Annotated in this window: 21 protein-coding genes; 10 read left to right on the top strand and 11 right to left on the bottom strand. The window is 61.2% G+C overall.

From position 1 onward, the window contains the following. Positions 1-65 precede the first annotated feature (65 nt). Together queF and RHM69_RS30250 are read right to left on the bottom strand one after the other, a co-directional pair. Positions 66-896, bottom strand: coding sequence for an NADPH-dependent 7-cyano-7-deazaguanine reductase QueF (gene queF, locus RHM69_RS30255; protein WP_102666236.1), 831 nt, complete (start codon positions 894-896; stop codon positions 66-68). 66 nt (positions 897-962) lie between these two features. Next, positions 963-1484, bottom strand: coding sequence for a cupredoxin domain-containing protein (locus RHM69_RS30250; RefSeq protein WP_003189683.1), 522 nt, complete (start codon positions 1482-1484; stop codon positions 963-965). 156 nt (positions 1485-1640) lie between these two features. On the opposite strand from RHM69_RS30250, the gene RHM69_RS30245 reads away from it, so the two are divergent. Both RHM69_RS30245 and RHM69_RS30240 read left to right on the top strand, forming a co-directional pair. Continuing rightward, positions 1641-2321, top strand: coding sequence for a heavy metal response regulator transcription factor (locus RHM69_RS30245; RefSeq protein ID WP_014717523.1), 681 nt, complete (start codon positions 1641-1643; stop codon positions 2319-2321). Next, positions 2318-3667, top strand: coding sequence for a heavy metal sensor histidine kinase (locus RHM69_RS30240; protein WP_019818239.1), 1350 nt, complete (start codon positions 2318-2320; stop codon positions 3665-3667). The genes RHM69_RS30245 and RHM69_RS30240 overlap by 4 nt, the downstream gene beginning before the upstream one ends. A gap of 128 nt (positions 3668-3795) precedes the next feature. On the opposite strand, the gene RHM69_RS30235 is transcribed toward RHM69_RS30240, so the two are convergent. The 3 genes from RHM69_RS30235 to RHM69_RS30225 are packed head-to-tail and all read right to left on the bottom strand — an operon-like array spanning position 3796 to position 7042. After that, on the bottom strand, positions 3796-5040 hold the full coding sequence (locus tag RHM69_RS30235) for a lipoprotein-releasing ABC transporter permease subunit (protein ID WP_014717521.1): 1245 nt from the start codon (positions 5038-5040) through the stop codon (positions 3796-3798). A 60-nt stretch (positions 5041-5100) separates the two neighbouring features. After that, positions 5101-5784 carry a lipoprotein-releasing ABC transporter ATP-binding protein LolD gene (gene lolD / locus RHM69_RS30230; RefSeq protein WP_019818240.1) on the bottom strand — a complete coding sequence of 228 codons (684 nt, stop codon included), beginning with the start codon at positions 5782-5784 and terminating at the stop codon, positions 5101-5103. A 7-nt stretch (positions 5785-5791) separates the two neighbouring features. After that, positions 5792-7042: a lipoprotein-releasing ABC transporter permease subunit gene (locus RHM69_RS30225; RefSeq protein WP_014717520.1), complete on the bottom strand. Its 1251-nt coding sequence runs from the start codon at positions 7040-7042 to the stop codon at positions 5792-5794. A 94-nt stretch (positions 7043-7136) separates the two neighbouring features. Here RHM69_RS30225 and RHM69_RS30220 point away from each other — a divergent pair, with 94 nt between their 5' ends. Both RHM69_RS30220 and RHM69_RS30215 read left to right on the top strand, forming a co-directional pair. Next, on the top strand, positions 7137-7715 hold the full coding sequence (locus RHM69_RS30220; protein WP_014717519.1) for a PilZ domain-containing protein: 579 nt from the start codon (positions 7137-7139) through the stop codon (positions 7713-7715). A gap of 44 nt (positions 7716-7759) precedes the next feature. Next, positions 7760-8482, top strand: a complete 723-nt coding sequence (locus RHM69_RS30215; protein ID WP_014717518.1) for a glycerophosphodiester phosphodiesterase — start codon at positions 7760-7762, stop codon at positions 8480-8482. A gap of 42 nt (positions 8483-8524) precedes the next feature. On the opposite strand, the gene sthA is transcribed toward RHM69_RS30215, so the two are convergent. Next, entirely contained in the window at positions 8525-9919 is a 1395-nt protein-coding gene (gene sthA, locus RHM69_RS30210; protein WP_003189670.1) for a Si-specific NAD(P)(+) transhydrogenase, read from the bottom strand. A 214-nt stretch (positions 9920-10133) separates the two neighbouring features. Between sthA and RHM69_RS30205 the strand changes: the two genes are divergently transcribed. Further along, on the top strand, positions 10134-10667 hold the full coding sequence (locus RHM69_RS30205) for a chalcone isomerase family protein (protein ID WP_038449473.1): 534 nt from the start codon (positions 10134-10136) through the stop codon (positions 10665-10667). Positions 10668-10838: 171 nt separating this feature from the next. Here RHM69_RS30205 and RHM69_RS30200 read toward each other — a convergent pair whose 3' ends face one another. Next, positions 10839-12302 carry a glyceraldehyde-3-phosphate dehydrogenase gene (locus tag RHM69_RS30200; protein ID WP_032873405.1) on the bottom strand — a complete coding sequence of 488 codons (1464 nt, stop codon included), beginning with the start codon at positions 12300-12302 and terminating at the stop codon, positions 10839-10841. Positions 12303-12642: 340 nt separating this feature from the next. Here RHM69_RS30200 and mfd point away from each other — a divergent pair, with 340 nt between their 5' ends. From mfd to RHM69_RS30185, 3 genes are read left to right on the top strand one after another with little or no spacing between them, the layout of a single operon-like run. Further along, positions 12643-16092, top strand: a complete 3450-nt coding sequence (gene mfd / locus RHM69_RS30195; RefSeq protein ID WP_003189666.1) for a transcription-repair coupling factor — start codon at positions 12643-12645, stop codon at positions 16090-16092. A 10-nt stretch (positions 16093-16102) separates the two neighbouring features. Next, positions 16103-16669, top strand: a complete 567-nt coding sequence (locus tag RHM69_RS30190) for a CsiV family protein (RefSeq protein ID WP_014717515.1) — start codon at positions 16103-16105, stop codon at positions 16667-16669. 9 nt (positions 16670-16678) lie between these two features. Further along, positions 16679-19369 (top strand): DEAD/DEAH box helicase, encoded by a 2691-nt coding sequence (locus RHM69_RS30185; RefSeq protein WP_069868324.1) that lies wholly within the window; start codon positions 16679-16681, stop codon positions 19367-19369. Between the two features lie 101 nt (positions 19370-19470). Here RHM69_RS30185 and nagZ read toward each other — a convergent pair whose 3' ends face one another. Both nagZ and RHM69_RS30175 read right to left on the bottom strand, forming a co-directional pair. Then, a complete protein-coding gene (gene nagZ / locus RHM69_RS30180) occupies positions 19471-20481 on the bottom strand; it encodes a beta-N-acetylhexosaminidase (protein ID WP_019818244.1) in 1011 nt (336 codons plus the stop codon). A 135-nt stretch (positions 20482-20616) separates the two neighbouring features. Further along, complete coding sequence (locus RHM69_RS30175; protein WP_014717512.1) at positions 20617-21324, bottom strand: TetR/AcrR family transcriptional regulator; 708 nt, start codon at positions 21322-21324, stop codon at positions 20617-20619. Positions 21325-21587: 263 nt separating this feature from the next. Here RHM69_RS30175 and lexA point away from each other — a divergent pair, with 263 nt between their 5' ends. Continuing rightward, positions 21588-22196: a transcriptional repressor LexA gene (gene lexA / locus RHM69_RS30170; protein ID WP_003172575.1), complete on the top strand. Its 609-nt coding sequence runs from the start codon at positions 21588-21590 to the stop codon at positions 22194-22196. A gap of 10 nt (positions 22197-22206) precedes the next feature. Next, entirely contained in the window at positions 22207-22680 is a 474-nt protein-coding gene (sulA, locus tag RHM69_RS30165; protein ID WP_005786162.1) for an SOS-induced cell division inhibitor SulA, read from the top strand. Between the two features lie 36 nt (positions 22681-22716). Here sulA and RHM69_RS30160 read toward each other — a convergent pair whose 3' ends face one another. Further along, positions 22717-22950 carry a hypothetical protein gene (locus RHM69_RS30160; RefSeq protein ID WP_014717511.1) on the bottom strand — a complete coding sequence of 78 codons (234 nt, stop codon included), beginning with the start codon at positions 22948-22950 and terminating at the stop codon, positions 22717-22719. Between the two features lie 530 nt (positions 22951-23480). Then, positions 23481-24002 (bottom strand): DUF6586 family protein, encoded by a 522-nt coding sequence (locus tag RHM69_RS30155; protein ID WP_003189653.1) that lies wholly within the window; start codon positions 24000-24002, stop codon positions 23481-23483. Positions 24003-24042 lie beyond the last annotated feature (40 nt).

The following is a 24042-nucleotide window of genomic DNA, read 5'->3' as shown; positions in this document are numbered from 1 at the left end:
TTGATGAATGACTGAAAGATCGCAATCGCAGGCAAGCCAGCTCCCACAGTTTTTTGTATGAAGGCTTACTGACGCGCCAGGCGCACGTTCAGGAACTGGGTGTTCTCAGTGCTGCGATACGGGTTGATATCCAACCCACCCCGACGCACATAGCGTGCATACACGGTCAACTTCTCCGGCTTGAGCAAGCGCTGCAAGTCCAGGAAGATCCGCTCCACACACTGCTCATGAAAGTCCGAGTGCTGGCGAAAGCTGACGATATATTCCAGCAGGCTGGCGTGATCCAGCGCCGCACCACGGTATTCCACCACCACACTGCCCCAGTCAGGCTGGCTGGTCACCGGGCAGTTGGATTTGAGCAGGTGGCTGTGCACGCTCTCCTCCACCACACGCGAATCATCGCAACGCAGCAGTTCCGGGCGCGGGTGTTCGTAGCTGCTGACGTTGATATCCAGGCCGTCAATGCACACGCCGGGCAACGCCATCACGCCTTCTGCCTCGATGTCGGCCAGGCTGCGAATGCGCACGTTCACGGGCTTGCCGGCCGCAGCGCTGAGGTCGGTGCGCAGGGTGGCCTCAAGGCTTTGCGTATCGGAAAACGCGGTCTGGTTCAGCGAGTTGAGGTACAGCTTGAACGACTTGGACTCGATGATGTTTGGCGAGTCGGCCGGAATGCTGAATTCACCGATGGCTACCACCGGCTTACCCGAGGGCAACAGCCAGGACAGTTCGAAGCAGTTCCAGAAATCCACGCCCTTGTACGGCAGGGTCTCGGCGCTCAGGCCCAGCTCGGCCCACTTGGCGGCGCGTGGAATCGGGAACAACAACGAAGGCGTGTAAGTGCTGATGTATTCACTGGACTTGCCCAGCGGCGAATGTTCGGCTGCGGGATGCATGGCGGAAACCTGGCTAAATAAACCGCGCCAGTCTACCAGCCTTTGCTCCCGCCCTTAACAAACGCCTCACTCAACGGTCAGTTTGCCGACCATGCCCGCCTGGTAATGCCCAGGCAGGTTGCAGGCGAACTCAAGGCCTGTGGCCTGCTTGAACGTCCAGGTCAGTTCGGCCGTCTTGCCCGGCTCCACCAACACACTGTTGGGATCGTCGTGCTTCATGCCGCCCATGTCGCCGTGGCCCATGGCGCTGTGATCCATCTTGCCCATGCCGGTGGCGGTGAGCATGCCACTGGCTTGCATCTGCAACATCTCTTTCTGGTGGGCGGCATGCATGGCCGCGTCACCCAGGTTGAACTCATGCAGCAACTGGCCTTTGTTGACCAGCACGAAGCGCACGGTTTCACCGGCCTTGACGTCCAGGGATTTGGGCTCAAAGGCAATGTCCCGCAGCGTGACTTCAACGGTGCGCGTGGCTTTATCCGCCGGGGCCGGCTGGCCGAACGCGTAGGTGTGAGTCGCATCCGCCAGTGCATTGAAACTCAACGCCAACAGGCAGCCCGCCAATAACTGGGGTGTACGCAACGCCATCTTTAACTCTCCAAAATAGGTATCCAGCTTGGGCAACACTTTAAGATGGCCTCGCTGCCAGCCAGCTGACTGCTAGATTACAACTTTGTCAGCTTGCGCCCATACCCCGGAGCCCAGGGTATAAAGGCCGGCGTCCACCTTGACCAAGAGCCCTACATGAAACTGCTGATCGTCGAAGACCAACCCAAAACCGGTCATTACCTGCGTCAGGGCCTGGCCGAAGCGGGCTTTACCACCGAACTGGTGGCCGACGGCACCAGTGGCCAGCACTTGGCGCTAACGGGCGACTATGACTTGTTGATCCTCGATGTGATGCTGCCCGGCCGCGATGGCTGGCAAATCCTGCAGGCGGTGCGCAGTGCCGGCCTGGACATCCCGGTGCTGTTCCTCACCGCTCGCGATGCCGTAGAAGACCGAGTACATGGCCTGGAGCTGGGCGCCGACGATTACCTGGTCAAACCCTTCGCGTTTTCCGAACTGCTGGCGCGGGTGCGCACCTTATTGCGCCGTGGCAGCAGCACGCCGCAGGAGACCACGCTGCAACTGGCCGACCTGAGCCTGGACTTGATCCGCCGGCGCGTCGAGCGCAGCGGCCAGCGCATCGACCTCACCGCCAAGGAGTTCGCCTTGCTGGAGCTGCTGCTACGCCGCCAGGGCGAAGTGCTGCCCAAGACGCTGATCGCCTCCCAGGTGTGGGACATGAATTTCGACAGCGACACCAACATCATCGAAGTTGCCATTCGCCGCCTGCGCCTGAAAGTCGATGACCATTTCCCCAATAAGCTGATCCACACCGTGCGCGGCATGGGTTACGTGCTGGAGGAACGGTTCACGTGATCAAGCGCCTGTCCCTGACCAGCCGCCTGGCGCTGCTGTTTGCCGCCTGCACGGCGGTGGTCTCGTTGATCGCCGGGGTGTTGTTCAACCGGGCCAGCGAGGCGCACTTCATGGAGCTGGACCAGCAACAGCTCGAAAGCAAACTGGTGGCCCTGCGCAGCACCTTGCAGGGTGTCGCCTCACCGGAAGACCTCGCCCGGCGAACCCCTCAACTGCGCGCCGAACTCGATCACCAGCCCGACCTCGCCTTGCGCATCACCGGAGCTGGGCAACGTTGGCTGGACGGCGCGCCACACCTTCCCTTGCCCCAAGCACCCGGCCTGCACAGCCTGCAATACGCAGGCACCGACTACCGCGTATTCATCGCGCCCTTGACGCCCAGCCAACTGGATTCGCCACAACTGACCCTGATCCTCGACATCACCCACCACCAGCACTTTCTGCAACGCATGCAACGCTTGATCTGGCTGACCGTCGGCCTCTCGGCCCTGGCCACTGCCCTGCTCGGCGCCTGGGCTGCGCGCAGTGGCTTGCGACCGCTGCGGCGCATGGGCGAAGTGGCCGCCAGCGTCTCCGCCCACTCCCTCACGCAACGCTTACCCCAAGAACAAATGCCGGTGGAGCTCGCGGAGCTGGCCCAAGCCGTCAACGCCATGCTGGCGCGCCTGGATGACGCGTTCCAGCGCCTGTCTGCCTTCAGCGCAGATATCGCCCACGAACTGCGCACACCGCTGTCCAACCTGCTGACCCAGACCCAAGTCATCCTCACCCAACCGCGCCCGCTGGAGGATTACCGCGAGGCGCTGCACAGCAATCTGGAAGAGCTGCAATGGATGGCGCAACTGGTCAACGACATGCTGTACCTGGCCAAAGCTGACCACGGCTTGCTGATGCCCAGCCGAGAAGCTCTGGATTTGGGCGATGAGGTCGACGCACTGTTGGAGTTCTTTACCCTGCTGGCGGAGGACGCACAGGTGACGCTGGTGCGCGAAGGCACCGCCCAGACGATGGGCGATCGCGGTATGTTGCGCCGGGCCTTGTCGAATCTGCTGGATAACGCGCTGCGGTTTACCCCACCGGGCGGTGAAGTGCGGGTGCGGATCGAGAGTGGCGTGACACTGACGGTTGAGAACAGCGGGGAAGGTATTCCTGCGCCGTTATTGCCGCGGCTGTTTGACCGGTTCTACCGAGCCGATCCGTCGAGGCGTGCAGGTAGCAGTGAACATGCAGGCCTGGGGTTGGCGATTACCCAGTCGATTGTGCGGGCGCATGGCGGGAGGATTTATTGTGAGTCGCAGGCGGGCTGGACCAGGTTTGTGATTGAGTTGCCCAAGGGCGACTGCTGATCGTTCCCACGCTTTGCTGATCGTTCCCACGCTCCGCGTGGGAACGCATTCCGGGACGCTCTGCGTCCTAACAGCGGACGCGGAGCGTCCGGTGAGGCATTCCCACGCAGAGCGTGGGAACGAGCAGGTTACGAATACCTGAGGGCGTGCGCCGGCTCAATCTTCGCCGCCCGATACGCCGGGTAAATCGTCGCCAAGAAGCTCAACACAAACCCCGCCGAGCAGATCAGCAACACATCCCCACCTTGCAGCTCCGAAGGCAGGTTGCTGACAAAGTACACATCCGAGCTGAAGATATGCTGCCCGCTCACCCGCTCCAGCCAGCCCACCAGCTCACTCACGTTCAGCGCCGCAATCACCCCCAACACGCCGCCGATCAAGGTGCCGACCACGCCAATCACGGTGCCCTGCACCATGAAGATCGCCATGATCTGCCGAGGTGTGGCGCCGATGGTACGCAGGATGGCGATGTCCGCGCCCTTGTCGTTCACCACCATGATCAAGGTGGCGATGATGTTGAACGCGGCCACGGCGACGATCATCAGCAGCAGCAGGCCGATCATGGTCTTTTCCATTTTCATCGCGCTGAACAGGCTGCCCTGGGTGTGGGTCCAGTCATCCGGCTTGTAAGCCGCGCCCAGGCTGGCGGCGATATCTGCCGAGACTTTGGGCGCTGCGTACAGGTCCTTTACCGCCAGGCGCACGCTTTGCACCTGGTTGGGCTGCCAATGCTGGATTTCAGCGGCGTCGGCCATGTGGATCAGGGCCATGGAGCCATCCAGTTCGGCGCCGACCTTGAAGATGCCCACCACATTCAGGCGCTGCATGCGCGGGGTGATACCGCCCGGGGCGCTGCTGAGCTCCGGCACGATCAGGGTCAGCTTGTCGCCCACGTTCAGGCGAAAACGCCGCGCAGTGATATCACCGACCACCACACCGAACTCGCCGGGTTTGAGGTCGTCGAGTTTGCCGCGCACGATGTGCTGGGCCACGATCGACACCTTGCCTTCCTGGGCCGGGTCGACGCCACTGATCTCGATGGGCTGCATCGCGCCCTTATAGGAAAACATGCCATCCATCTGGGTGAAGGGCACAGCGGCGGTGACTTGCGGATTCTTCATCGCGGCGGCGGCCACCGGCTGCCAATCATCAATCGGCTTTACGCCGACGATGGTGGCGTGGGGCACCATGCCGAGGATGCGCGAGCTCATTTCACGCTGAAAGCCGTTCATTACCGAAAGCACCACGATCATCGCCAATACGCCCAGGGCGAGGCCGATCATCGAGGTCATCGAGATAAACGAGACAAAACGGTTGCGGCGCTTGGCGCGGGTATAGCGCGTGCCGATAAAAATCGATAACGGTCTGAACATTCGCGGGCACCGTTGGAAAAATGAAAAAGCCCGGCCTCAAAAAACCGGGCTTGCAACAGGTCAGATAGCGACCAGATGACCTTCCTGCAAATGCAGTACGCGGTCCATCTGCCGGGCCATGCTCATGTCATGGGTCACCACCAGGAACGCGGTGCGCATCTGGGTGCTCAGTTCCAGCATCAAGTCCTTGATGCCCTGGGCGGTGTGGGAGTCGAGGTTGCCGGTCGGCTCGTCGAGCATCACCAGGCCGGGGTTGTTCACCAAGGCACGGGCAATCGCCACACGCTGGCGCTCACCGCCGGACAGTTCCGCAGGTTTGTGCTCCAGGCGATGGCCCAGGCCGACGCGTTCGAGCAAGGCCGTGGCACGCTGGCGCGCTTCGGGAATTGCGGTTTTGCCGATCAACAGCGGCATGCACACGTTTTCCAGGGCGGTGAATTCCGGCAGCAAGTGATGGAACTGGTACACAAAGCCCAACGAGCGGTTGCGCAGTTGGCCACGGGCCTTTTCATTCAAGGCCGACAGCTCTTCACCGGCCAGCCATACGCTGCCCTGGGACGGCGTATCGAGGCCGCCCAACAGGTTGAGCAAGGTACTTTTACCGGAACCGGAACTGCCGACGATCGCGACGCGCTCGCCAGGGTGCAGTTCAAGCTGCAGGTTGGACAGCACCACCACCGACTCCGGGCCTTCCTCGTAGGATTTGCCCAGGTTGCGGCAGCTCAGGATTGCTTTTTCACTCATGCCCGATTCACTCATAACGTAATGCCTGTGCTGGCTGGGTACGTGCCGCGCGCCAGGCTGGATACAGGGTGGCAAGGAAGCTCAGGACCAACGCGGCGCCGCCCACCATCAGCACGTCCTGGGTTTGCACCTGGGACGGCAAGTAATCGATGAAGTAGACGTCGGCGTTGAGAAACTTGTGGCCGATCACTTTTTCAAGCAGGGCAATGGCGGCGCTGACGTTCAGCGCGGCCAGGATGCCCACCGCCGTGCCGATCAAGGTGCCGACCACGCCGATCACGGTGCCCTGCACCATGAAGATCGCCATGATCTGCCCCGGCGTAGCGCCCAGGGTGCGCAGGATGGCGATGTCGCCCTTCTTGTCGTTCACCACCATCACCAGCGTGGAGATAATGTTGAAGGCCGCCACGGCGACGATCAGCAACAACAACAGGCCGATCATGGCTTTTTCCATGCGGATAGCCTGGTACAGGTTGCCGTGGGTGCGGGTCCAGTCGCGGGCGTAGTACTCGGTCTCACCCAGGTGCTGGGCAATTTCCCAGGCACCACGCGGCGCATCGAACAGGTCGTTGAACTTCAGGCGCAGGCCCTGCACCTGGTCGGGCTGCCAGCGATGCAGGCGGGCCAGGTCGGTGAGGTTGGTCAGGCCGATGTAGCCGTCGATCTCGCCAGCGCCGACGTGGAAGGTGCCCACCACGGTAAAGCGCTTCATGCGCGGGAACATGCCGGCCGGGGTCACGGTGACTTCCGGGGCGACGAAGGTCAGCTTGTCGCCAACCCCCACGCCCAGCTTGGCCGCGGCCTTGTCACCGATGACGATGCCAAAGCTGCCCGGCGCCAGCGCGTCGAGCTTACCTTGCAGCATGAACTTGTCGATGATCGAGACGTTGCGCTCCTGGGCCGGGTCGATGCCGTTGAGCAGGATCTTCTGCACTTTGCCGTCGTTGGTCAGCAACCCCTGCATCTGGGTAAACGGCGCGACCGCCACCACCTTGGGGTTCTGCTGGACCTTGGCGGCCAGGCTTTGCCAGTCGTTGATGGGCGCATCGCCCTCGATGGTCGCGTGGGGCACCATGCCCAGCACGCGGGTGCGCATCTCATGATCGAAGCCGTTCATCACCGACAGCACCACGATCATCACGACCACGCCCAGGGCGAGACCGATCATCGAGGTCAAGGAAATGAACGACACAAAATGATTGCGACGCTTTGCACGGGTATAACGCGTGCCGATAAATACGAAGAGAGGTCTGAACATGTCGGGGCTTGTTCGGAGGAAAAGAAGACGTCCCGGTGGCGGGGTCTGGTCAGCAGCTTTACACTCAGACCATTACCGTTACCTGGGGTTCGCCATGTCGACATTAGATGAAGAAGAGCGCCGCGAATACTACCGTATCGATGACATGATCGCACTTCAAATCAAACCCCTGTCTGGCCCCGACGCGGCGAGCAAGGAAGTGTTGCTGGATGATTCGCCGCTGTTCAATCTGCTCAGCGAACTGCATCTGAGCGAATTCGAAGCCCAGCACCTGCTGCGCCAGATCAGCGAGAAAGACCGCAGCCTGGCGGCCTTCCTCAAAGTGCAGAACAAACGCCTGGATCTGCTCAGCCAGGTCATGGCTCGCGGTTTGCTGAAGGAGGTGGGCGCGCCGCAACCGGTGATCCTCTCCGAAGGCGGCATCGACTTCCAGCACCCGACACCGCTGCCCGCCGACACTCACCTGGCGGTCAAGCTGGTGCTGATGCCCCAGGCGCTCGGCCTGTTGCTGCGCGCGCGGGTGACCCATTGCGACCCCAAGGGCGACGGCTTTGATGTGGGCACGGAGTTCGAGTCCATGACCGATGCCCAACGCCAACTGCTGGCGCGCTATATCCTGCAGAAACAAGCCCAGGAACGCCGCCTGGCGCGAGAACAAAGCGAAGACCTCTGAATGCGTATTCACGACGCCAGCCATCCTGGCGCAAAGGAGCAACTGTGACCCTGATTTACGGCCACCGCGGTGCCAAAGGCGAAGCACCGGAAAACACCCTGACCAGCTTTCAGGAATGCCTCAAGCACGGCGTACGCCGCTGCGAGCTGGACTTGCACCTGTCCATGGACGGCGAGTTGATGGTCATCCACGACCCGACCCTCAAGCGCACCACCGACCGACGCGGCAAGGTCGTCGAGTACTCGGCGGCTGACCTGGTGAAGATGGACGCACGCAAAGGCGGCCCAGGCTGGGTAAGCCCCTGCCCGATTCCACGTCTGGAGGAGCTGTTCGAACAGTGCGACTTCGATCACTGGCAACTGGAAGTCAAAAGCGCCTCGCGTACCCGTGCCGCCACCACTGTGCTGGCGATTCGCGAAATGGCTGTGCGCTTTGGCTTGATGGACAAGGTCACGGTGACGTCAAGCTCGCGGGAAGTGCTCAAGGCCGCCGTGGAACTCACCCCGGACCTGTCACGCGGCCTGGTCGCTGAATACGCCTGGCTCGACCCGCTGAAGGTCGCGCAGAACTACGGCTGTGAGTATTTGGCATTGAACTGGACGCTGTGCACCCCCGAGCGGCTGGAAAAAGCCCAGCGCCAGGGCTTGCATGTGTCCGTGTGGACAGTCAACGAACCTGCGCTGATGCGCAGGCTCGCCGACTTCGGCGTAGATAGCCTGATTACAGACTTTCCCGGTTTGGCCACTGCCACCCTCGAGAATTACTGAAATCGGTCTCCCCGGCCGGCTCAGGCCACCGGCCGGAGCCGCTCAAAAAAGCCGGTTGAGGCCGTCGTAGGCCGCTACCCGATAGGCTTCGGCCATGGTCGGGTAGTTGAAGGTGGTGTTGACGAAATACTTGAGGGTATTTTGCTCACCTGGCTGGTTCATGATCGCCTGGCCGATGTGCACGATCTCCGAGGCCTGGTAGCCGAAGCAATGCACGCCGAGTACTTCCAGGGTTTCGCGGTGGAACAGGATTTTCAGCATGCCTTGCGGCTCACCGGCAATCTGCGCACGCGCCATGCTCTTGAAGAACGCCTTGCCCACTTCGTAAGGCACCTTGGCCTTGGTCAGTTCGTGCTCATTCTTGCCGATCGAGCTGATCTCGGGAATCGTGTAGATCCCGGTCGGCACGTCGTTCACGTAGCGCCAGCTGCCGTTGTCGACAATGCTGCCAGCGGCCGAGCGGCCCTGGTCATGGGCGGCACTGGCCAGGCTTGGCCAGCCGATCACGTCACCGGCGCCGTAGATGTTCGGCACGCAGGTGCGGTAGTTCTCATCCACTTCGATCTGGCCACGGCTGTTGACCTTGACCCCGATGTTTTCCATGCCCAGCTTGTCGGTGTTGCCGGTACGGCCGTTGCACCACAGCAAGGCGTCGGCCTTGATCTTCTTGCCGGACTTGAGGTGCAGGATCACCCCGTTGTCCAGGCCTTCGACCCGCTCGTACTCTTCGTTATGGCGCACGGTGATGTTGTTGTTGCTGAAGTGGTAGCTCAACGCCTGGGAGATTTCCGAGTCGAGGAAGCTGAGCAACTGGTCGCGGTTGTCCACCAGCTCGACCAGTACCCCCAGGCCACTGAAGATCGAGGCGTATTCACAGCCGATCACGCCGGCGCCGTAGATGATCAGTTTGCGCGGGGTATGACCCAGGCTCAGGATGGTGTCGCTATCGTAGATACGCGGGTGGTGGAAATCGATGTCCGCCGGGCGATACGGGCGCGAACCGGTGGCGATGATGATGTGCTTGGCCACCAGTTTCTCGACCACGCCATTGGCGCAGACCACTTCGACGGTTTGCTCGTCGGCAAAACTGCCGGTGCCGAAGAACAGGTCGACGCGGTTACGGGCGTAGTAGCCGGTACGCGAGGCGACTTGCTTGGAGATGACTTTTTCAGCGCTTTTCAGTACGTCCGGGAAGGAGAACCAGCGCGGCTCACCAATGGCCCGAAACATCGGATTGGTATTGAACTGCATGATCTGCCGTACCGAGTGACGCAATGCCTTGGACGGGATGGTACCCAGGTGGGTGCAGTTACCGCCGACCTGGCGACGGCTATCGACCATCGCCACCTTGCGCCCTGCTTTGGCAGCGTTCATCGCCGCACCTTCTCCAGCTGGGCCGGAACCCAGTACCACCACGTCGTAGTTGTAGACAGCCATGCGTACTCCTCAGAACAGGCCAGGCGTACGGTTGGACGCCGGGCTAAATCATGCCGCGGCCAGCGTGCATGAAGGACAATTTGGCTCAAGTGTGTGAACCGGGGCACAGTCTATAGAAGGCCGAGCGCCGCGAACATTAACCCTTGGTCGCGTCGTAGGCCAGTGTTGCCATACTACAGGACGCAAACCAGCGCCGAATTCAGGATGAGCCATTATGCGACAACTATTTTTCTGTTTGATGCTGATGGTGTCGCTCACGGCGTACGCCAACGATGCACAGCGGCTCAAGCAGGCAAGCTTCCCCGCAAAGGTTGCGGGGCTGGCCCTGAAAAACCAGGCGGTGTTCAACTATCTCTGGGCGGATGTGTATGCCGCGGCGCTGTATGCACCCGCTGACCTGCCGGCAAAGCAGGCTTGGGACCAGCAGAAGGCTGTGCGCCTGGCGCTGTATTACTTTCGCGACATTGATCGCGATGATGTGATCAAGGCGGCCACCGTCACCTTGGAGCGCCAGCAAGCCAATGCCGGGTTGAACCCAGAGATAGCCAAGCTGCACGCGCGCTTTCGGGATATTCGCAGCGGTGATCGCTATGCCCTGGATTTTCGTCCGGGGCGCGGGTTGAATCTGGAGATTAATGGGCAGGTGGTGTTCAGCAGCCCAGATGCTGAGTTAGCGAAGGCCTACCTGGGTATCTGGCTGGCGCCCAAAGGGCTGTCGGACAGTTTGCGCAACACGCTACTCAAGTGATGGAGGTGTTGACCTTTCCATCGTCATCGCGGGCAAGCCCGCTCCCACAGGTGAATGCAGTTCAACTGTGGGAGCTGGCTTGCCTGCGATAAGGCCCTCCCAGACACCACAAAAACCACAGGCATAAAAAAGCCCCGAACCAGTCGGGGCTTTCTCATTCAGCGCACAGGCTTAGCGCGGAAACGCAGGCGGGTTGACCCCAGCCATGTCTTCCATCACGCGAACCACCTGGCAGCTGTAGCCGAACTCGTTGTCGTACCACACGTACAGCACAACACGGTTGTCCTGGGTGATGGTCGCTTCGGCGTCCACCACACCGGCGTGGCGCGAGCCAACGAAGTCGGTGGAGACCACTTCCTGAGAATTGACGAAGTCGATCTGCTTATGCAGGTCGGAGTGCAGCGCCATGTAGCGCAGGTACTCGTTCATCTCTTCACGGGTGGCGGCTTTCTCAAGGTTGAGGTTGAGAATGGCCATCGACACGTTCGGCGTCGGTACGCGGATCGCGTTACCGGTCAGCTTGCCGGCCAGTTCAGGCAGGGCCTTGGCAGCAGCGGTGGCAGCGCCGGTCTCGGTGATCACCATGTTCAACGCGGCGCTACGGCCACGGCGATCGCCCTTGTGGAAGTTGTCGATCAGGTTCTGGTCGTTGGTGTACGAGTGAACGGTTTCAACGTGGCCGTTAACGATGCCGAACTTGTCATTCACCGCCTTGAGCACCGGCACGATGGCGTTGGTGGTGCAGGACGCGGCGGACACGATCTTGTCGTCAGCGGTGATTTCAGCGTGGTTGATGCCGTGCACGATGTTCTTGAGCTTGCCTTTGCCAGGCGCGGTCAGCACAACGCGGTCAACACCCGGGCAAGCCAGGTGCTGGCCCAGGCCCTCGGCATCACGCCATACGCCGGTGTTGTCCACCAGTAGGGCGTTCTGGATGCCGTACTGGGTGTAATCCACCTCGGTAGGGTTCTTCGCGTAGATCACCTGGATCAGGTTACCGTTGGCGGTGATGGTGTTGTTTTCTTCGTCAATGGTGATGGTGCCGTTGAACGAGCCGTGTACCGAGTCGCGACGCAGCAGGCTGGCGCGCTTGGTCAGGTCGTTCTCGGCGCCTTTGCGCACCACGATGGCACGCAGGCGCAGGCCGTCGCCGCCACCGGTCTTTTCGATCAGGATGCGCGCCAGCAGGCGGCCGATACGGCCAAAGCCGTACAGCACCACGTCGGTGCCTTTACGGGCGGCAGCGTTTTGCTGGCCAACCACATCGGCCATTTCTTCACGCACGAACTGCTCGGCGGTGCGGCCAGCGCCTTCTTTGCGGAATTTGTAGGCCAACTTGCCCAGGTCTACCGAAGCCGCGCCGAGCTTGAGCTCGCTCATGGCTTTGAGCAGCGGGAATGTTTCGTGGACGGAGAGTTCGCTGTCGTCGGCGGAGCGATGGCGCGCAAAGCGGTGAGCTTTGAGAATCGCGATGACAGACTGGTTGATCAGGCTGCGGCCATAGATCGAGCTCACCACATTGTTATTGCGGTACAGCTGACCGATAAGCGGAATCATCGCTTCAGCGAGTGCTTCACGGTCGATCCATTCACCAAGACACTGGTCGGGCTTCTGAGTCACGGGAACCTTCCACATGTAGGGGCAGAAAAAAGGGGCTACATTATGTCGCCCGACTGAGCGTTGAGCAATGCGCGAAGGGCAACAAAAAGCCCTTGCAAAAAAATACCACCGCGCTACAGCCCAGGAAACACGCGGGTTCCAGAAGGCCACTAGTTTGGCGAACAGGCCGACTTGTCCGTAACCCTCCTAAACATTCGCGCATTTTGGCACTACATATTGAGTCAAAACCCGCCATTGTTTGTCTTAGCCACTACATTTCCTACAAACCGTAATAGGCACAGTCAGCAACTGACAGGCGGCACCTGGGGCCGTTACAATTACCGACTTTGTCGCAACGCTTGGAGCTCAACCTTCCGTGCCCGTTCTGCGTCTACCGCTACTCCCTGCCGCGGCAGGTAAACAGCACTGGGGCAACCTGCCCGGTGCCGCCCTGAGCCTGGCCATTGCCGAGGCTGCCAGCGCAGCCAAGCGCTTTACCCTGCTGCTCACCGCCGACAGCCAAAGTGCCGAACGGTTGGAGCAGGAGCTGAGCTTCTTCGCCCCGGATTTGCCGGTGCTGCATTTTCCCGACTGGGAAACCCTGCCCTACGACCTGTTCTCGCCGCACCAGGACATCATCTCCCAGCGCATCGCCAGCCTGTACCGCTTGCCGGAACTGGCCCACGGCGTGCTGGTGGTGCCGATCACCACCGCCCTGCACCGCCTGGCGCCGACCAAGTTCCTGCTCGGCAGCAGCCTGGTGCTGGACGTGGGCCAGAAGCTCGACGTCGAGCAGATGCGCACGCGCCTGGAAGCCAGCGGCTACCGCTGCGTCGACACGGTGTACGAGCACGGTGAGTTTGCGGTGCGCGGCGCCTTGATCGACCTGTTCCCGATGGGCAGCAAGCTGCCGTACCGCATCGACCTGTTCGATGACGAAATCGAGACGCTGCGCACCTTCGACCCGGAGAACCAGCGTTCTATCGACAAGGTCGACTCGATCAAGCTGCTGCCGGCGCGGGAGTTTCCGCTGCAAAAAGACGCGGTAACACGCTTCAAGGCGCGCTTTCGTGAGCGCTTCGATGTGGATTTCCGTCGCTGCCCGATCTTCCAGGACTTGAGCAGCGGGATTACACCTGCCGGTATCGAGTACTACCTGCCGTTGTTCTTCGACGAGACCTCTACCCTCTTCGACTACCTGCCCCAGGACACCCAGGTGTTCTCGCTGCCGGGTATCGAACAGGCGGCGGAAAACTTCTGGAACGATGTGCGCAACCGCTACGAAGAACGTCGCGTCGATCCATCCCGGCCTTTATTGCCGCCCGCTGAACTGTTCCTGCCAGTTGAAGACTGCTTCGCGCGCCTGAAAAACTGGCCGCGTGTAGTAGCCAGCCAGCAGGACGTGGACGCCGGCAGTGGCCGGGAGCGTTTCCCGGCGAGCGCGTTGCCCGATTTGGCGATCCAGGCCAAAGCCACGCAACCGCTGGAGGCGCTGTCGAACTTCCTCGGCGACTTCCCGGGCCGCGTGCTGTTTACCGCCGAATCCGCCGGGCGTCGCGAAGTGCTGCTAGAGCTGTTGGAACGCCTGAAGTTGCGGCCGAAAACCGTCGACAGCTGGCCTGACTTTGTCGCCAGCAAAGAGCGCCTGGCGATCACCATCGCGCCGCTGGACGAAGGGCTGCGGTTGGATGACCCGGCGCTGGCCTTGATCGCCGAAAGCCCGCTGTTCGGCCAGCGCGTGATGCAACGCCGTCGCCGGGAAAAACGCGCCGATGCCAACAACGACGCGGTGATCAAGAACCTCACCGAGCTGCGCGAAGGCGCGCCGGTGGTGCATATCGACCATGGCGTGGGCCGCTACCTGGGCCTGCAGACCCTGGAGATCGACAACCAGGCCGCCGAATTCCTCACCCTGGAATACGCCGAGGGCGCCAAGCTCTACGTGCCGGTGGCCAACCTGCACCTGATCGCCCGCTACACCGGCAGCGACGACGCCTTGGCGCCGTTGCATCGATTGGGCTCCGAGACCTGGCAGAAAGCCAAGCGCAAGGCCGCCGAACAGGTGCGCGACGTGGCCGCCGAACTGCTCGACATCTATGCCCGCCGTGCTGCCCGCGAAGGTTATGCCTTCGCTGACCCCAAAGCCGATTACGCCACCTTCAGCGCTGGCTTCGCGTTCGAAGAAACCCCGGACCAGCAAACCACCATCGAAGCGGTGCGCGCCGACATGCTCGCGCCCAAGCCGATGGACCGCCTGGTGTGCGGCGACGTGGGCTTCGGCAAGACCGAAGTGGCCATGCGTGCAGCCTTTATTGCGGTACACGGCGGTCGCCAGGTGGCGATCCTGGTGCCGACCACCCTGCTCGCCCAGCAGCACTACAACAGTTTCCGCGACCGCTTTGCCGACTGGCCCGTGACCGTGGAGGTGATGAGCCGCTTCAAGTCCGCCAAGGAAGTGAACGCCGCCGTTGCCGACCTGGCCGAGGGCAAGATCGACATCGTCATCGGTACGCACAAGCTGCTGTCGGACGATGTGAAGATCAAGAACCTGGGCCTGGTGATCATCGACGAAGAACACCGCTTTGGCGTGCGCCAGAAAGAACAGCTCAAGGCCCTGCGCAGTGAAGTCGACATCCTCACCCTCACCGCCACGCCAATTCCGCGCACGCTGAACATGGCGGTGTCGGGCATGCGCGACCTGTCGATCATCGCCACGCCACCGGCGCGTCGTTTGTCGGTGCGCACCTTTGTGATGGAGCAGAACAAGAGCACGGTCAAGGAAGCCCTGCTGCGCGAACTGCTGCGCGGCGGCCAGGTGTATTACCTGCACAACGATGTGAAAACCATCGAGAAATGCGCCGCCGACCTCGCCGAACTGGTACCTGAGGCCCGTATCGCTATCGGCCACGGGCAGATGCGCGAGCGCGAACTCGAACAGGTGATGAGCGACTTCTACCACAAGCGCTTCAACGTGCTGATCGCCTCGACCATCATCGAGACCGGCATCGACGTGCCGAGCGCCAACACCATCATCATCGAGCGTGCCGACAAGTTCGGCCTGGCGCAGCTGCACCAATTGCGCGGTCGCGTCGGGCGCAGTCACCACCAGGCCTATGCCTACCTGCTCACACCGCCGCGCCAGCAGATCACTTCCGATGCGGAAAAACGCCTGGAAGCGATCGCCAATACCCAGGACCTCGGGGCCGGCTTTGTATTGGCCACCAATGACCTGGAAATCCGGGGTGCCGGTGAGTTGCTCGGCGACGGCCAGAGCGGGCAGATCCAGGCGGTGGGTTTCACGCTGTATATGGAGATGCTCGAACGCGCGGTAAAAGCCATCCGCAAAGGCGAACAACCGAACCTCGACCAACCCTTGGGCGGCGGCCCGGAGATCAACCTGCGCTTGCCGGCGTTGATTCCCGAAGACTACCTGCCGGATGTGCATGCACGGTTGATCCTGTACAAGCGCATTGCCTCGGCGGCCGACGAAGAAGGCCTCAAGGACTTGCAGGTAGAGATGATCGACCGTTTCGGCCTGCTGCCGGAACCGACCAAGAACCTGGTGCGCCTGACCCTGCTCAAGTTGCAGGCCGAGCAGTTGGGCATCAAGAAAGTCGACGCCGGGCCGCAAGGCGGGCGTATCGAATTCGAAGCGCAGACGCCGGTTGACCCGTTGGTGCTGATCAAGCTGATCCAGGGCCAGCCCAACCGCTACAAGTTCGAAGGGGCTACGCTGTTCAAGTTCATGGTGCCGATGGAACGCGCCGAAGAACGCTTCAACACTTTGGAGGCGCTGTTTGAACGCCTCATTCCGAAATCCGTTTAAGGACGCCCCCATGCGCGTGTTCCGCATTTTGAGCCTGTTGTTGGTGGTACTCGCACCTTCGGCCTTTGCCGACAGCCTGTATCAGGTGGAAATGATCCTGGTGCGCCAGAATGCAGAACCAGTGATCAACAGCCGCGCCGCCCCGGAAAACTGGGATGCGGGCGCGCCGCGCCTGGGTGAGCGGATGAGCCCGCCGCGCCTGGGCAATATCGTCGACAAGCTGCGCGCCGACGCCAACTACACGGTGCTCGCCCACAAGGCCTGGGAGCAGAACCTGGGCGAGCAAGCGGTGAAGGTGGCGATCACCGACGGCCAGGAGCAATTCGGCCAGTTCCCTATCGAAGGGGTGTTGAGCCTGCAACTGGGGCGCTTTACCGATATCGACGCGGATTTCTGGATCAACCAGTTCGACGGCAACGGCAGCGTGATCGCCAGCGAACACTTGAGTCAGAAAGACGTACGCACCAAGAACAACCAGCTCAACTACCTGGACGGCGGCCACCTGGCGCTGCTGATCAAGATCACCTCGCTGACCGCCAAGCCACCCAGCGCACCACCGCCCGACCTTCAGGACTGATTGCGCGCCATGCCCCTGACGTCGTCGTTGACCAAACCCCTGGCCCCTTCGTGGGCCAATCGCTTCAAAGAGCAAAGCCTCGAGCGCGGGCGACGCTACGCCCTGGAGAACCGCGTGCGCATCGTCGAGTGCGGCGACAGCACCATCACCGCCAGTTGCGAAGGCTCGGGCGGTAATGTTTACCGCCAAACCATCTCACTGCGCGAATCAGCCAAGGGCCTGCTGATCTTGGTGGACAGCCGCTGCACGTGCCCGGTGCACACCAACTGCAAACACATCGCGGCGGTGCTGCTCAAGGTCCAGGAAACCCTGGCCTACCCGGCAGCGGCTCAGGATGCGCAGCTGCTGGAGAAGCTCCAGGCGGTGCTCGAAAACCGCGTGGTCCTGCCGCAAGTGGTGATGGACGACGTGCAACCGGTGCCACGCCTGTGGCTGGCCAGCGTGGAGTTCAGCGCGTTCGAACCGCGCAACGGCAAGATGCAGCGCTATATCCAGCACCGTGCGGCGTTGTCGTTCAACTACCTGGGCAACTATGTCAGCGGGCAAAAAAATGCTGACATCATTGTGCGCCAAGAGACGCAGAGCCTGCGGATCAAGCGCCATCCCGAGCAAGAACAGGCCTATCGCGAACACCTGCGCCTGCTTGGCTTCAAGATCGCCACGCGCCAGAGCAAGGCCCTGCCGGAAAGCGCCGGCGAGCTCTTCGAAATGGTCAATGACAGTGCCTGGCTGAACTTCACCCTCAATGTGTCGCCCACTTTGCGTGCCGAGGGCTGGGAGCTGCAGATCGATGAAGACTTCGGCTTTGATCTCAGCCCCGTCGATGACTGGTATGCCACGGTCGATGAAGGGCCGGAACGCGATTGGTTCGACCTGGAGCTGGGCATCATCGTCAACGGCGAACGTTTGAGCCTGCTGCCGATCCTGCTGAACCTGATGCGCTCCCACACCGAGATCCTCAACCCGGAGAAACTGGCGCGGCGCCGCGATGAAGAGCTGATCCTGGTGAACATCCCCGGCCTGCCCAACGGCCACGGCCCGCTGCAAGTGGCGCTGCCCTACGGCCGCTTGAAGCCGGTGCTGGCGACCCTCGGCGAGTTTTACCTGCAGGAAGCCGGCACCACCGCGCTGCGCCTGGCCAAGGCCGACGCCATACGCCTCAACCCGCTGGAAGACCTGCCACTGCAATGGGAAGGCGGCGAGAAGATCCGCACCTTCGCCCAGCGCCTGCGCGATATCAAGGATTTCACCTGCGTGGCGCCCGAAGGCCTGAATGCGACCTTACGCCCCTACCAGCTGGAAGGTCTGAGCTGGATGCAGTCGCTGCGCCAACTGGAGGTGGGTGGGATACTTGCGGATGACATGGGCCTGGGCAAAACCTTGCAGACCCTGGCGCACATCCTCACCGAAAAAAACGCAGGGCGCCTTGATCGGCCGTGCATGGTCGTGATGCCTACCAGCCTGATCCCGAACTGGCTCGATGAAGCCGCGCACTTCACCCCGCAGTTGAGAGTGCAGGCACTTTATGGCGCGGGGCGTAAGAAACATTTCGCCAACCTGAATGACTACGACCTGCTGCTGACCACCTACGCCCTGCTGCCCAAGGACATTGAACAGCTCGCCGCCCTGCCCTTGCACGTCTTGATCCTGGATGAAGCGCAGTACATCAAGAACCCGTCAAGCAAGGCGGCCCAGGCCGCACGCGAGCTGAATGCACGCCAGCGCCTGTGCCTGAGCGGCACTCCATTGGAAAACCACCTGGGTGAGCTGTGGTCGCTGTTCCACTTCCTGCTGCCGGGCTGGCTGGGCGACGTGAAGAGCTTCAACCGTGATTACCGCGTGCCGATTGAAAAACGTGCCAGCGAGGTGCGATTGCAGCACCTCAACGGTCGGATCAAACCCTTCCTGCTACGCCGCACCAAGGAACAAGTGGCAACCGAACTGCCACCCAAAACCGAAATCATCCACTGGGTCGACCTCAACGAGGCCCAGCGCGACGTGTACGAAACCATGCGCCTGGCCATGGATAAAAAGGTCCGCGACGAGATCACCCGCAAGGGCGTGGCCCGCAGCCAGATCATCATCCTCGAAGCCCTGCTCAAACTGCGCCAGGTGTGCTGCGACTTGCGCCTGGTCAACGACGCCACCCTGCCCGCCCGTGGCAGCAGCTCGGGCAAGCTCGACAGCCTGATGGACATGCTCGACGAGCTGTTTGCTGAAGGCCGCCGGATCCTGCTGTTCTCACAGTTCACCTCGATGCTGAGCCTGATCGAGGCCGAACTGAAAAAGCGCGGCATTGCCTACGCCCTGCTGACCGGCCAGACCCGGGATCGACGTACACCGGTGAAGGATTTCCAGAGCGGTAAGTTGCAGATCTTTTTAATCAGTCTGAAGGCTGGCGGCGTGGGCTTGAACCTGACCGAAGCCGACACGGTTATCCACTACGACCCCTGGTGGAACCCAGCCACGGAAAACCAGGCCACCGACCGTGCATACCGCATCGGGCAGGAAAAGCCGGTGTTCGTGTACAAGATGATTGCCCGGGGCACGGTAGAGGAGAAAATCCAGCACTTGCAGAAGGAGAAGTCCGATCTGGCTGCGGGCGTGCTGGATGGGCGAACCACGGGGGATTGGCAGTTGGGCAATGAGGAGATTGAAGCGTTGTTTGCGCCGTTGCCCAATAAGCAAGAAAAGCGCTGACTGTTCGGCCGCCTTCGCGAGCAAGCCCGCTCCCACACCTGACTGTATTCACAAATCAAAATGTGGGAGCTGGCTTGCCTGCGATGGCCGCGCTTCGGTTTTCAGTCGATCAACTGCGCATCGCGCAACGCAGTAAGCGCTGTCAGCCAACGCGGGTCCTGCTTATAGTCCGTCGAGGCAACCGCCTGCCCACGCATACGCGCAATCCGCGCCGATGGCGTGACCTTCATCCGCTGTGCTGCACTCAGCGCCAGCTCGGCCGCCGCACGGTCATTGCACACCAAGCCCATGTCACAACCGGCGGTCAGCGCCGCTTCGATACGGCTGGCCGCATCGCCGACCACATGGGCGCCGGCCATGGACAGGTCATCGCTGAAGATTACCCCGTCAAACTGCAACTCACCGCGCAGGATATCCTGCAACCAGCGACGCGAAAAACCTGCAGGCTGGGCATCGACCTGCGGGTAGATGACGTGCGCCGGCATCACGGCGGCCAATTGCTTGCTCAGGCGTGCGAAAGGCACCAGGTCATTGGCGCGAATCTGCTCCAGGCTGCGTTCATCATTGGGAATGGCGACGTGGGAATCGGCCTCGGCCCAACCATGGCCAGGGAAGTGCTTGCCGGTGGCGGCCATACCGGCGCTGTTCATGCCACGGATAAAGGCACCCGCGAGCACGGCAGCGCGCTCGGGGTCGCCTTCGAAAGCACGGGTACCGACCACGGCGCTGCGTTGGTAGTCGAGGTCCAGCACGGGGGCAAAACTCAGGTCCAGGCCCACCGCCAGCACCTCGGTGGCCATGATCCAGCCGCACTGTTCGGCCAGGTATTCAGCGTTGGGGTTATCCGCCAGCGCACGCATGGCCGGCAGGCGCACGAAGCCTTGGCGCAGACGCTGCACGCGACCGCCCTCCTGGTCCACGGCCAACAGCAAGTCCGGGCGCACTGCACGAATCGCGGCGCTCAACTCGCGAACCTGGCGCGGGTGCTCGATATTGCGCGCAAAAATAATCAGGCCGCCCACTTCCGGTTGGCGCAACAGATGACGATCCTCGGCCGTGAGCCAGGTACCGGCGACGTCGACCATCAAAGAACCTTGCAGGGCAGCAGTCATAAACCTTCCTTAAATAACGCACACAACCCGTCGTCCTTGCCAGGCACGGCAAGGACGACGGGTTGCGAATAAATAGCTGAAATCGGCATGGCGGCTAGCTTAGCGGATGCAAGCGGCCGCGCCCACCCGCAGCGATCAAACCTTGGCGGCGACCGGTACGGTTTTGCTGCGTGGGCGCAACTGGGCGGCGGCCATGGCCGGGTCGCTGACGCCGGTTTCGGCGCGCATGCCAGCGGCAAGGAACGGCACCATCAGGCGCATGACTTGCTCGATGGACGTGTTCACACCGAAATCGGTCTCGGCAATTGCCCGCAGCGCCTTGATACCCGACATGCTGAAAGCTGCGGCACCGAGCATGAAATGCACACGCCAGAACAGCTCGATAGGTGGAATACGCGGGGCCGCTTCGTTGACCAACAGCATATAGCGGCGGAACACCTTGCCGTACATGTCTTCCAGGTAGCGGCGCAAGTGGCCCTGGCTCTGGCTGAACGCCAGGCCCAGCAGGCGCATGAAGATCGACAGGTCGTTGCCGCTGCGAGGCTGCACGACCAAGGCTTGCTCCACGAGGATTTCCAGCAGCTCTTCCAGGCTGGGCTTGTGATCGGCCTTGGCCTGGCGGCGTTCCAGCTCACGGTCGAGGCTTGTGCAGAACGGGCCCAGAAAGCGTGAGAACACCGCCTGGATCAGGGCCTTTTTCGAGCCGAAATGATAGTTCACGGCGGCCAGGTTGACCCCAGCCTTGCTGGTGATCAGGCGCAATGAAGTTTCAGCAAATCCTTTTTCCGCGAACAATTGCTCGGCAGCATCGAGAATGCGTTCAACGGTTTCCGACTGGGCCATGGCTACTCCGCCTGACAAACACTTGTTTGAAACATACGTTTCAGAGTGTGTCTTGTCAAGCCTGCGGGTCCGCTTTGCGGCTGGTCAGTCATCTGATTCGTCGCTATTTAATCACATCCTTGCAGCTGTGTAGGCAGCGCCGCTTCTGCTCTGTAGGACGGCTGACGGATGACCGTCCAGCGGGGCCACTAAAAAGGATGATTGCCAAGCGCAGTTCACTGTATATAATCCCAGTCACTGTATAAAAAGACAGAGCGATCAACATGCTAAAACTGACGCCACGCCAAGCTGAGATTCTGGCTTTTATCAAGCGCTGCCTTGATGACAATGGTTACCCGCCTACCCGTGCGGAGATTGCCCTGGAACTGGGGTTCAAGTCCCCGAACGCCGCCGAGGAACACCTCAAGGCCCTCGCTCGCAAAGGTGCGATCGAGATGACCCCGGGTGCTTCGCGAGGTATTCGCATCCCTGGCTTCGAAGCCAAGGCCGACGAGTCGACATTGCCGATCATCGGTCGCGTCGCCGCAGGTGCGCCGATCCTGGCGCAGCAGCACGTCGAGGAATCCTGCAACATCAACCCGACCTTCTTCCACCCTCGCGCCGACTACCTGTTGCGTGTGCACGGCATGAGCATGAAGGACGTGGGTATCTTCGACGGCGACCTGCTGGCCGTGCATACCACCCGCGAAGCCCGCAATGGCCAGATCGTCGTGGCCCGTATCGGCGACGAGGTCACGGTCAAACGCTTCAAGCGCGAAGGCAGCAAGGTCTGGCTCCTGGCCGAAAACCCTGAGTTTGCCCCGATCGAAGTCAACCTGAAAGACCAGGACCTGGTGATCGAAGGCTTGAGTGTCGGCGTCATTCGCCGCTAAAGGAGGCATCATGCAGCTCGTGCACACCCCACAACATACACAACTGTCGCTGTTCGAGGCCTTCATGGCCCAGCCCCTTGCGCCAATCCTCAAGGAAACGGTCGAAGCCCCCTGGGGCGGCGAACCTGAGGCGTTCAGTGAACTGTCGTTGCGCGGTGCGGCTGAGAGCTGCCTGAACCTGCTGGCACCTATCCTGCGCGAATTGAGCGAAGATCAGGACGCCCGCTGGCTGACACTGATCGCCCCGCCCGCCAGCCTCACCCAGGCCTGGCTGCGGGACGCTGGGCTCAACCGTGAGCGTATCCTGTTGCTGCAACCACGCGGCGCGCAAAGTGCCCAGCAGCTAACCTGCGAAGCCTTGCGCCTGGGCCGCAGCCATACGGTGGTGAGCTGGTTGAACCCGCTGAATGCCAGCGCCAAGCAGCAACTGATCAGTGCTGCGCGCACGGGTGATGCACAGAGTTTGAATATTCGATTGGGGTAATGATGGCGCGCCACAGAAGCAGCCGTCACAAAGGACTCAGTGAAGAACGCGCGGCCCTTCATCTTTCTCCGGCTCGCCTTCGGCAAGGCGACCTGCCATCTGCACGCCCACGCTCAACATGGCTTTAGCCACTTCGACGTGCTGGCCTTGCAGGAAGACCTTGGCGTCTTCGGAGAAATCCAGAATAACCAGAGAACCCTCGTCCTCAGCCCGGCGCAGTTCGATTCGGCCGTCAGGCAGTTCAACAATTTCCAGAAAGGACGTTGGCATAAAAGTCTGTTCTCCACGAAAGGCCTGGGATTATATCAGTCATCCACCCAGCCTCGCAGGGGATATGGACAGGTTTGTTTACGGTGTGATGAATGGCGCCCTAGGGAACACGCGTCTCTATGTGGGCGCTGGCTTGCCTGCGATGGCGGAGTATCAGCGAATAACCAGCAAACTGACCCACCGCTATCGCAGCATAGGTACCTATACAACTTTGCAGGCTAAAGCAGCCAACGGTAACCACGATGCGAAGCGAGTAGCTTTTGATCTGCTTTTGATCTTGATCTCAGGCTCCCCGTTAAACCACGCTGGCATTCCGGCTTTTCCAAAGTGACCCGCCGTCAGGCGGAGCCCTAAGTGGCCGTTGCCGCAGGAATGAATATGTACTCGGTATAACAGGGTCGCCTGTCAGGCCGCCATCGCAGGCAAGCCAGCTCCCACAGGTTGAACGCGGGGCATCAGATCGATAGGTGTCGGCTGGCAGGCCGTCATCGCAGGCAAGCCAGCTTCCACATTTGCTTAGTGCAACCCCTTCAGCACTCGTTGAGCCCTTCACGAAAACGCAGCGCCATCTTTTTCAGCTCCTGGCGCCAGCCTTCCAACTCCTCACGGCTCAAAGGCTTAGGCTCATCCTGCTCCAAGGCCACGGCGACGATCAGCGGCTGGGTGACATCACCTTTGGGCACATGGGGAATACGCGGCGGTTGAAACATATCCGCATGGGCTTTGAGCAGCCGTGCCACCCAACTGTCGGGGCTTTGGGCCATTTCCACCAGTTCGGCCAACTCGGGGATCGCCATTGAATCCAGCACTTCACGATTCATGATCATTTCTGCACGCGGCGCGCCGGCCTGGGGTAGGCGGTAGAACCCGGCGATCTCATGGCACAGCCCCAGCAAGGCACCGTACAGGTGGAACAACGCCGCTTCGCGCCCCGCCTGTACCAGCGCGATGGCGTTCATCTCTTTCCCTTCCTCGGCACGGCCAAGGGCCTCCAGGGATAAACCCGCGAAGTAAATTTTCTGATTGGTACGGGTATAGAGTTCGTTGGCCATGACGGCAATCTCCACAACGAATAGGCGTGATGCTGGCTGT

Origin of the sequence: Pseudomonas sp. CCI1.1 (genome assembly GCF_034348165.1) — a bacterium.
Classification (GTDB): Bacteria; Pseudomonadota; Gammaproteobacteria; order Pseudomonadales; family Pseudomonadaceae; genus Aquipseudomonas; species Aquipseudomonas paracarnis.
This window is presented reverse-complemented; position numbering and strand designations above follow the sequence as displayed.

Excerpts from the sequence above, each read along its gene's own strand:
- lexA (WP_003172575.1), top strand. The coding sequence starts at position 21,588 with ATGCTAAAACTGACGCCACGCCAAGCTGAGATTCTGGCTTTTATCAAG.
- lolD (WP_019818240.1), bottom strand. The coding sequence starts at position 5,784 with ATGAGTGAAAAAGCAATCCTGAGCTGCCGCAACCTGGGCAAATCCTAC.
- RHM69_RS30160 (WP_014717511.1), bottom strand. The coding sequence starts at position 22,950 with ATGCCAACGTCCTTTCTGGAAATTGTTGAACTGCCTGACGGCCGAATC.
- RHM69_RS30225 (WP_014717520.1), bottom strand. The coding sequence starts at position 7,042 with ATGTTCAGACCTCTCTTCGTATTTATCGGCACGCGTTATACCCGTGCA.
- RHM69_RS30185 (WP_069868324.1), top strand. The coding sequence starts at position 16,679 with ATGCCCCTGACGTCGTCGTTGACCAAACCCCTGGCCCCTTCGTGGGCC.
- RHM69_RS30250 (WP_003189683.1), bottom strand. The coding sequence starts at position 1,484 with ATGGCGTTGCGTACACCCCAGTTATTGGCGGGCTGCCTGTTGGCGTTG.
- queF (WP_102666236.1), bottom strand. The coding sequence starts at position 896 with ATGCATCCCGCAGCCGAACATTCGCCGCTGGGCAAGTCCAGTGAATAC.
- RHM69_RS30200 (WP_032873405.1), bottom strand. The coding sequence starts at position 12,302 with ATGTGGAAGGTTCCCGTGACTCAGAAGCCCGACCAGTGTCTTGGTGAA.
- RHM69_RS30245 (WP_014717523.1), top strand. The coding sequence starts at position 1,641 with ATGAAACTGCTGATCGTCGAAGACCAACCCAAAACCGGTCATTACCTG.
- sthA (WP_003189670.1), bottom strand. The coding sequence starts at position 9,919 with ATGGCTGTCTACAACTACGACGTGGTGGTACTGGGTTCCGGCCCAGCT.
- RHM69_RS30190 (WP_014717515.1), top strand. The coding sequence starts at position 16,103 with ATGCGCGTGTTCCGCATTTTGAGCCTGTTGTTGGTGGTACTCGCACCT.
- RHM69_RS30220 (WP_014717519.1), top strand. The coding sequence starts at position 7,137 with ATGTCGACATTAGATGAAGAAGAGCGCCGCGAATACTACCGTATCGAT.
- RHM69_RS30205 (WP_038449473.1), top strand. The coding sequence starts at position 10,134 with ATGCGACAACTATTTTTCTGTTTGATGCTGATGGTGTCGCTCACGGCG.
- RHM69_RS30235 (WP_014717521.1), bottom strand. The coding sequence starts at position 5,040 with ATGTTCAGACCGTTATCGATTTTTATCGGCACGCGCTATACCCGCGCC.
- RHM69_RS30175 (WP_014717512.1), bottom strand. The coding sequence starts at position 21,324 with ATGGCCCAGTCGGAAACCGTTGAACGCATTCTCGATGCTGCCGAGCAA.
- nagZ (WP_019818244.1), bottom strand. The coding sequence starts at position 20,481 with ATGACTGCTGCCCTGCAAGGTTCTTTGATGGTCGACGTCGCCGGTACC.
- RHM69_RS30155 (WP_003189653.1), bottom strand. The coding sequence starts at position 24,002 with ATGGCCAACGAACTCTATACCCGTACCAATCAGAAAATTTACTTCGCG.
- sulA (WP_005786162.1), top strand. The coding sequence starts at position 22,207 with ATGCAGCTCGTGCACACCCCACAACATACACAACTGTCGCTGTTCGAG.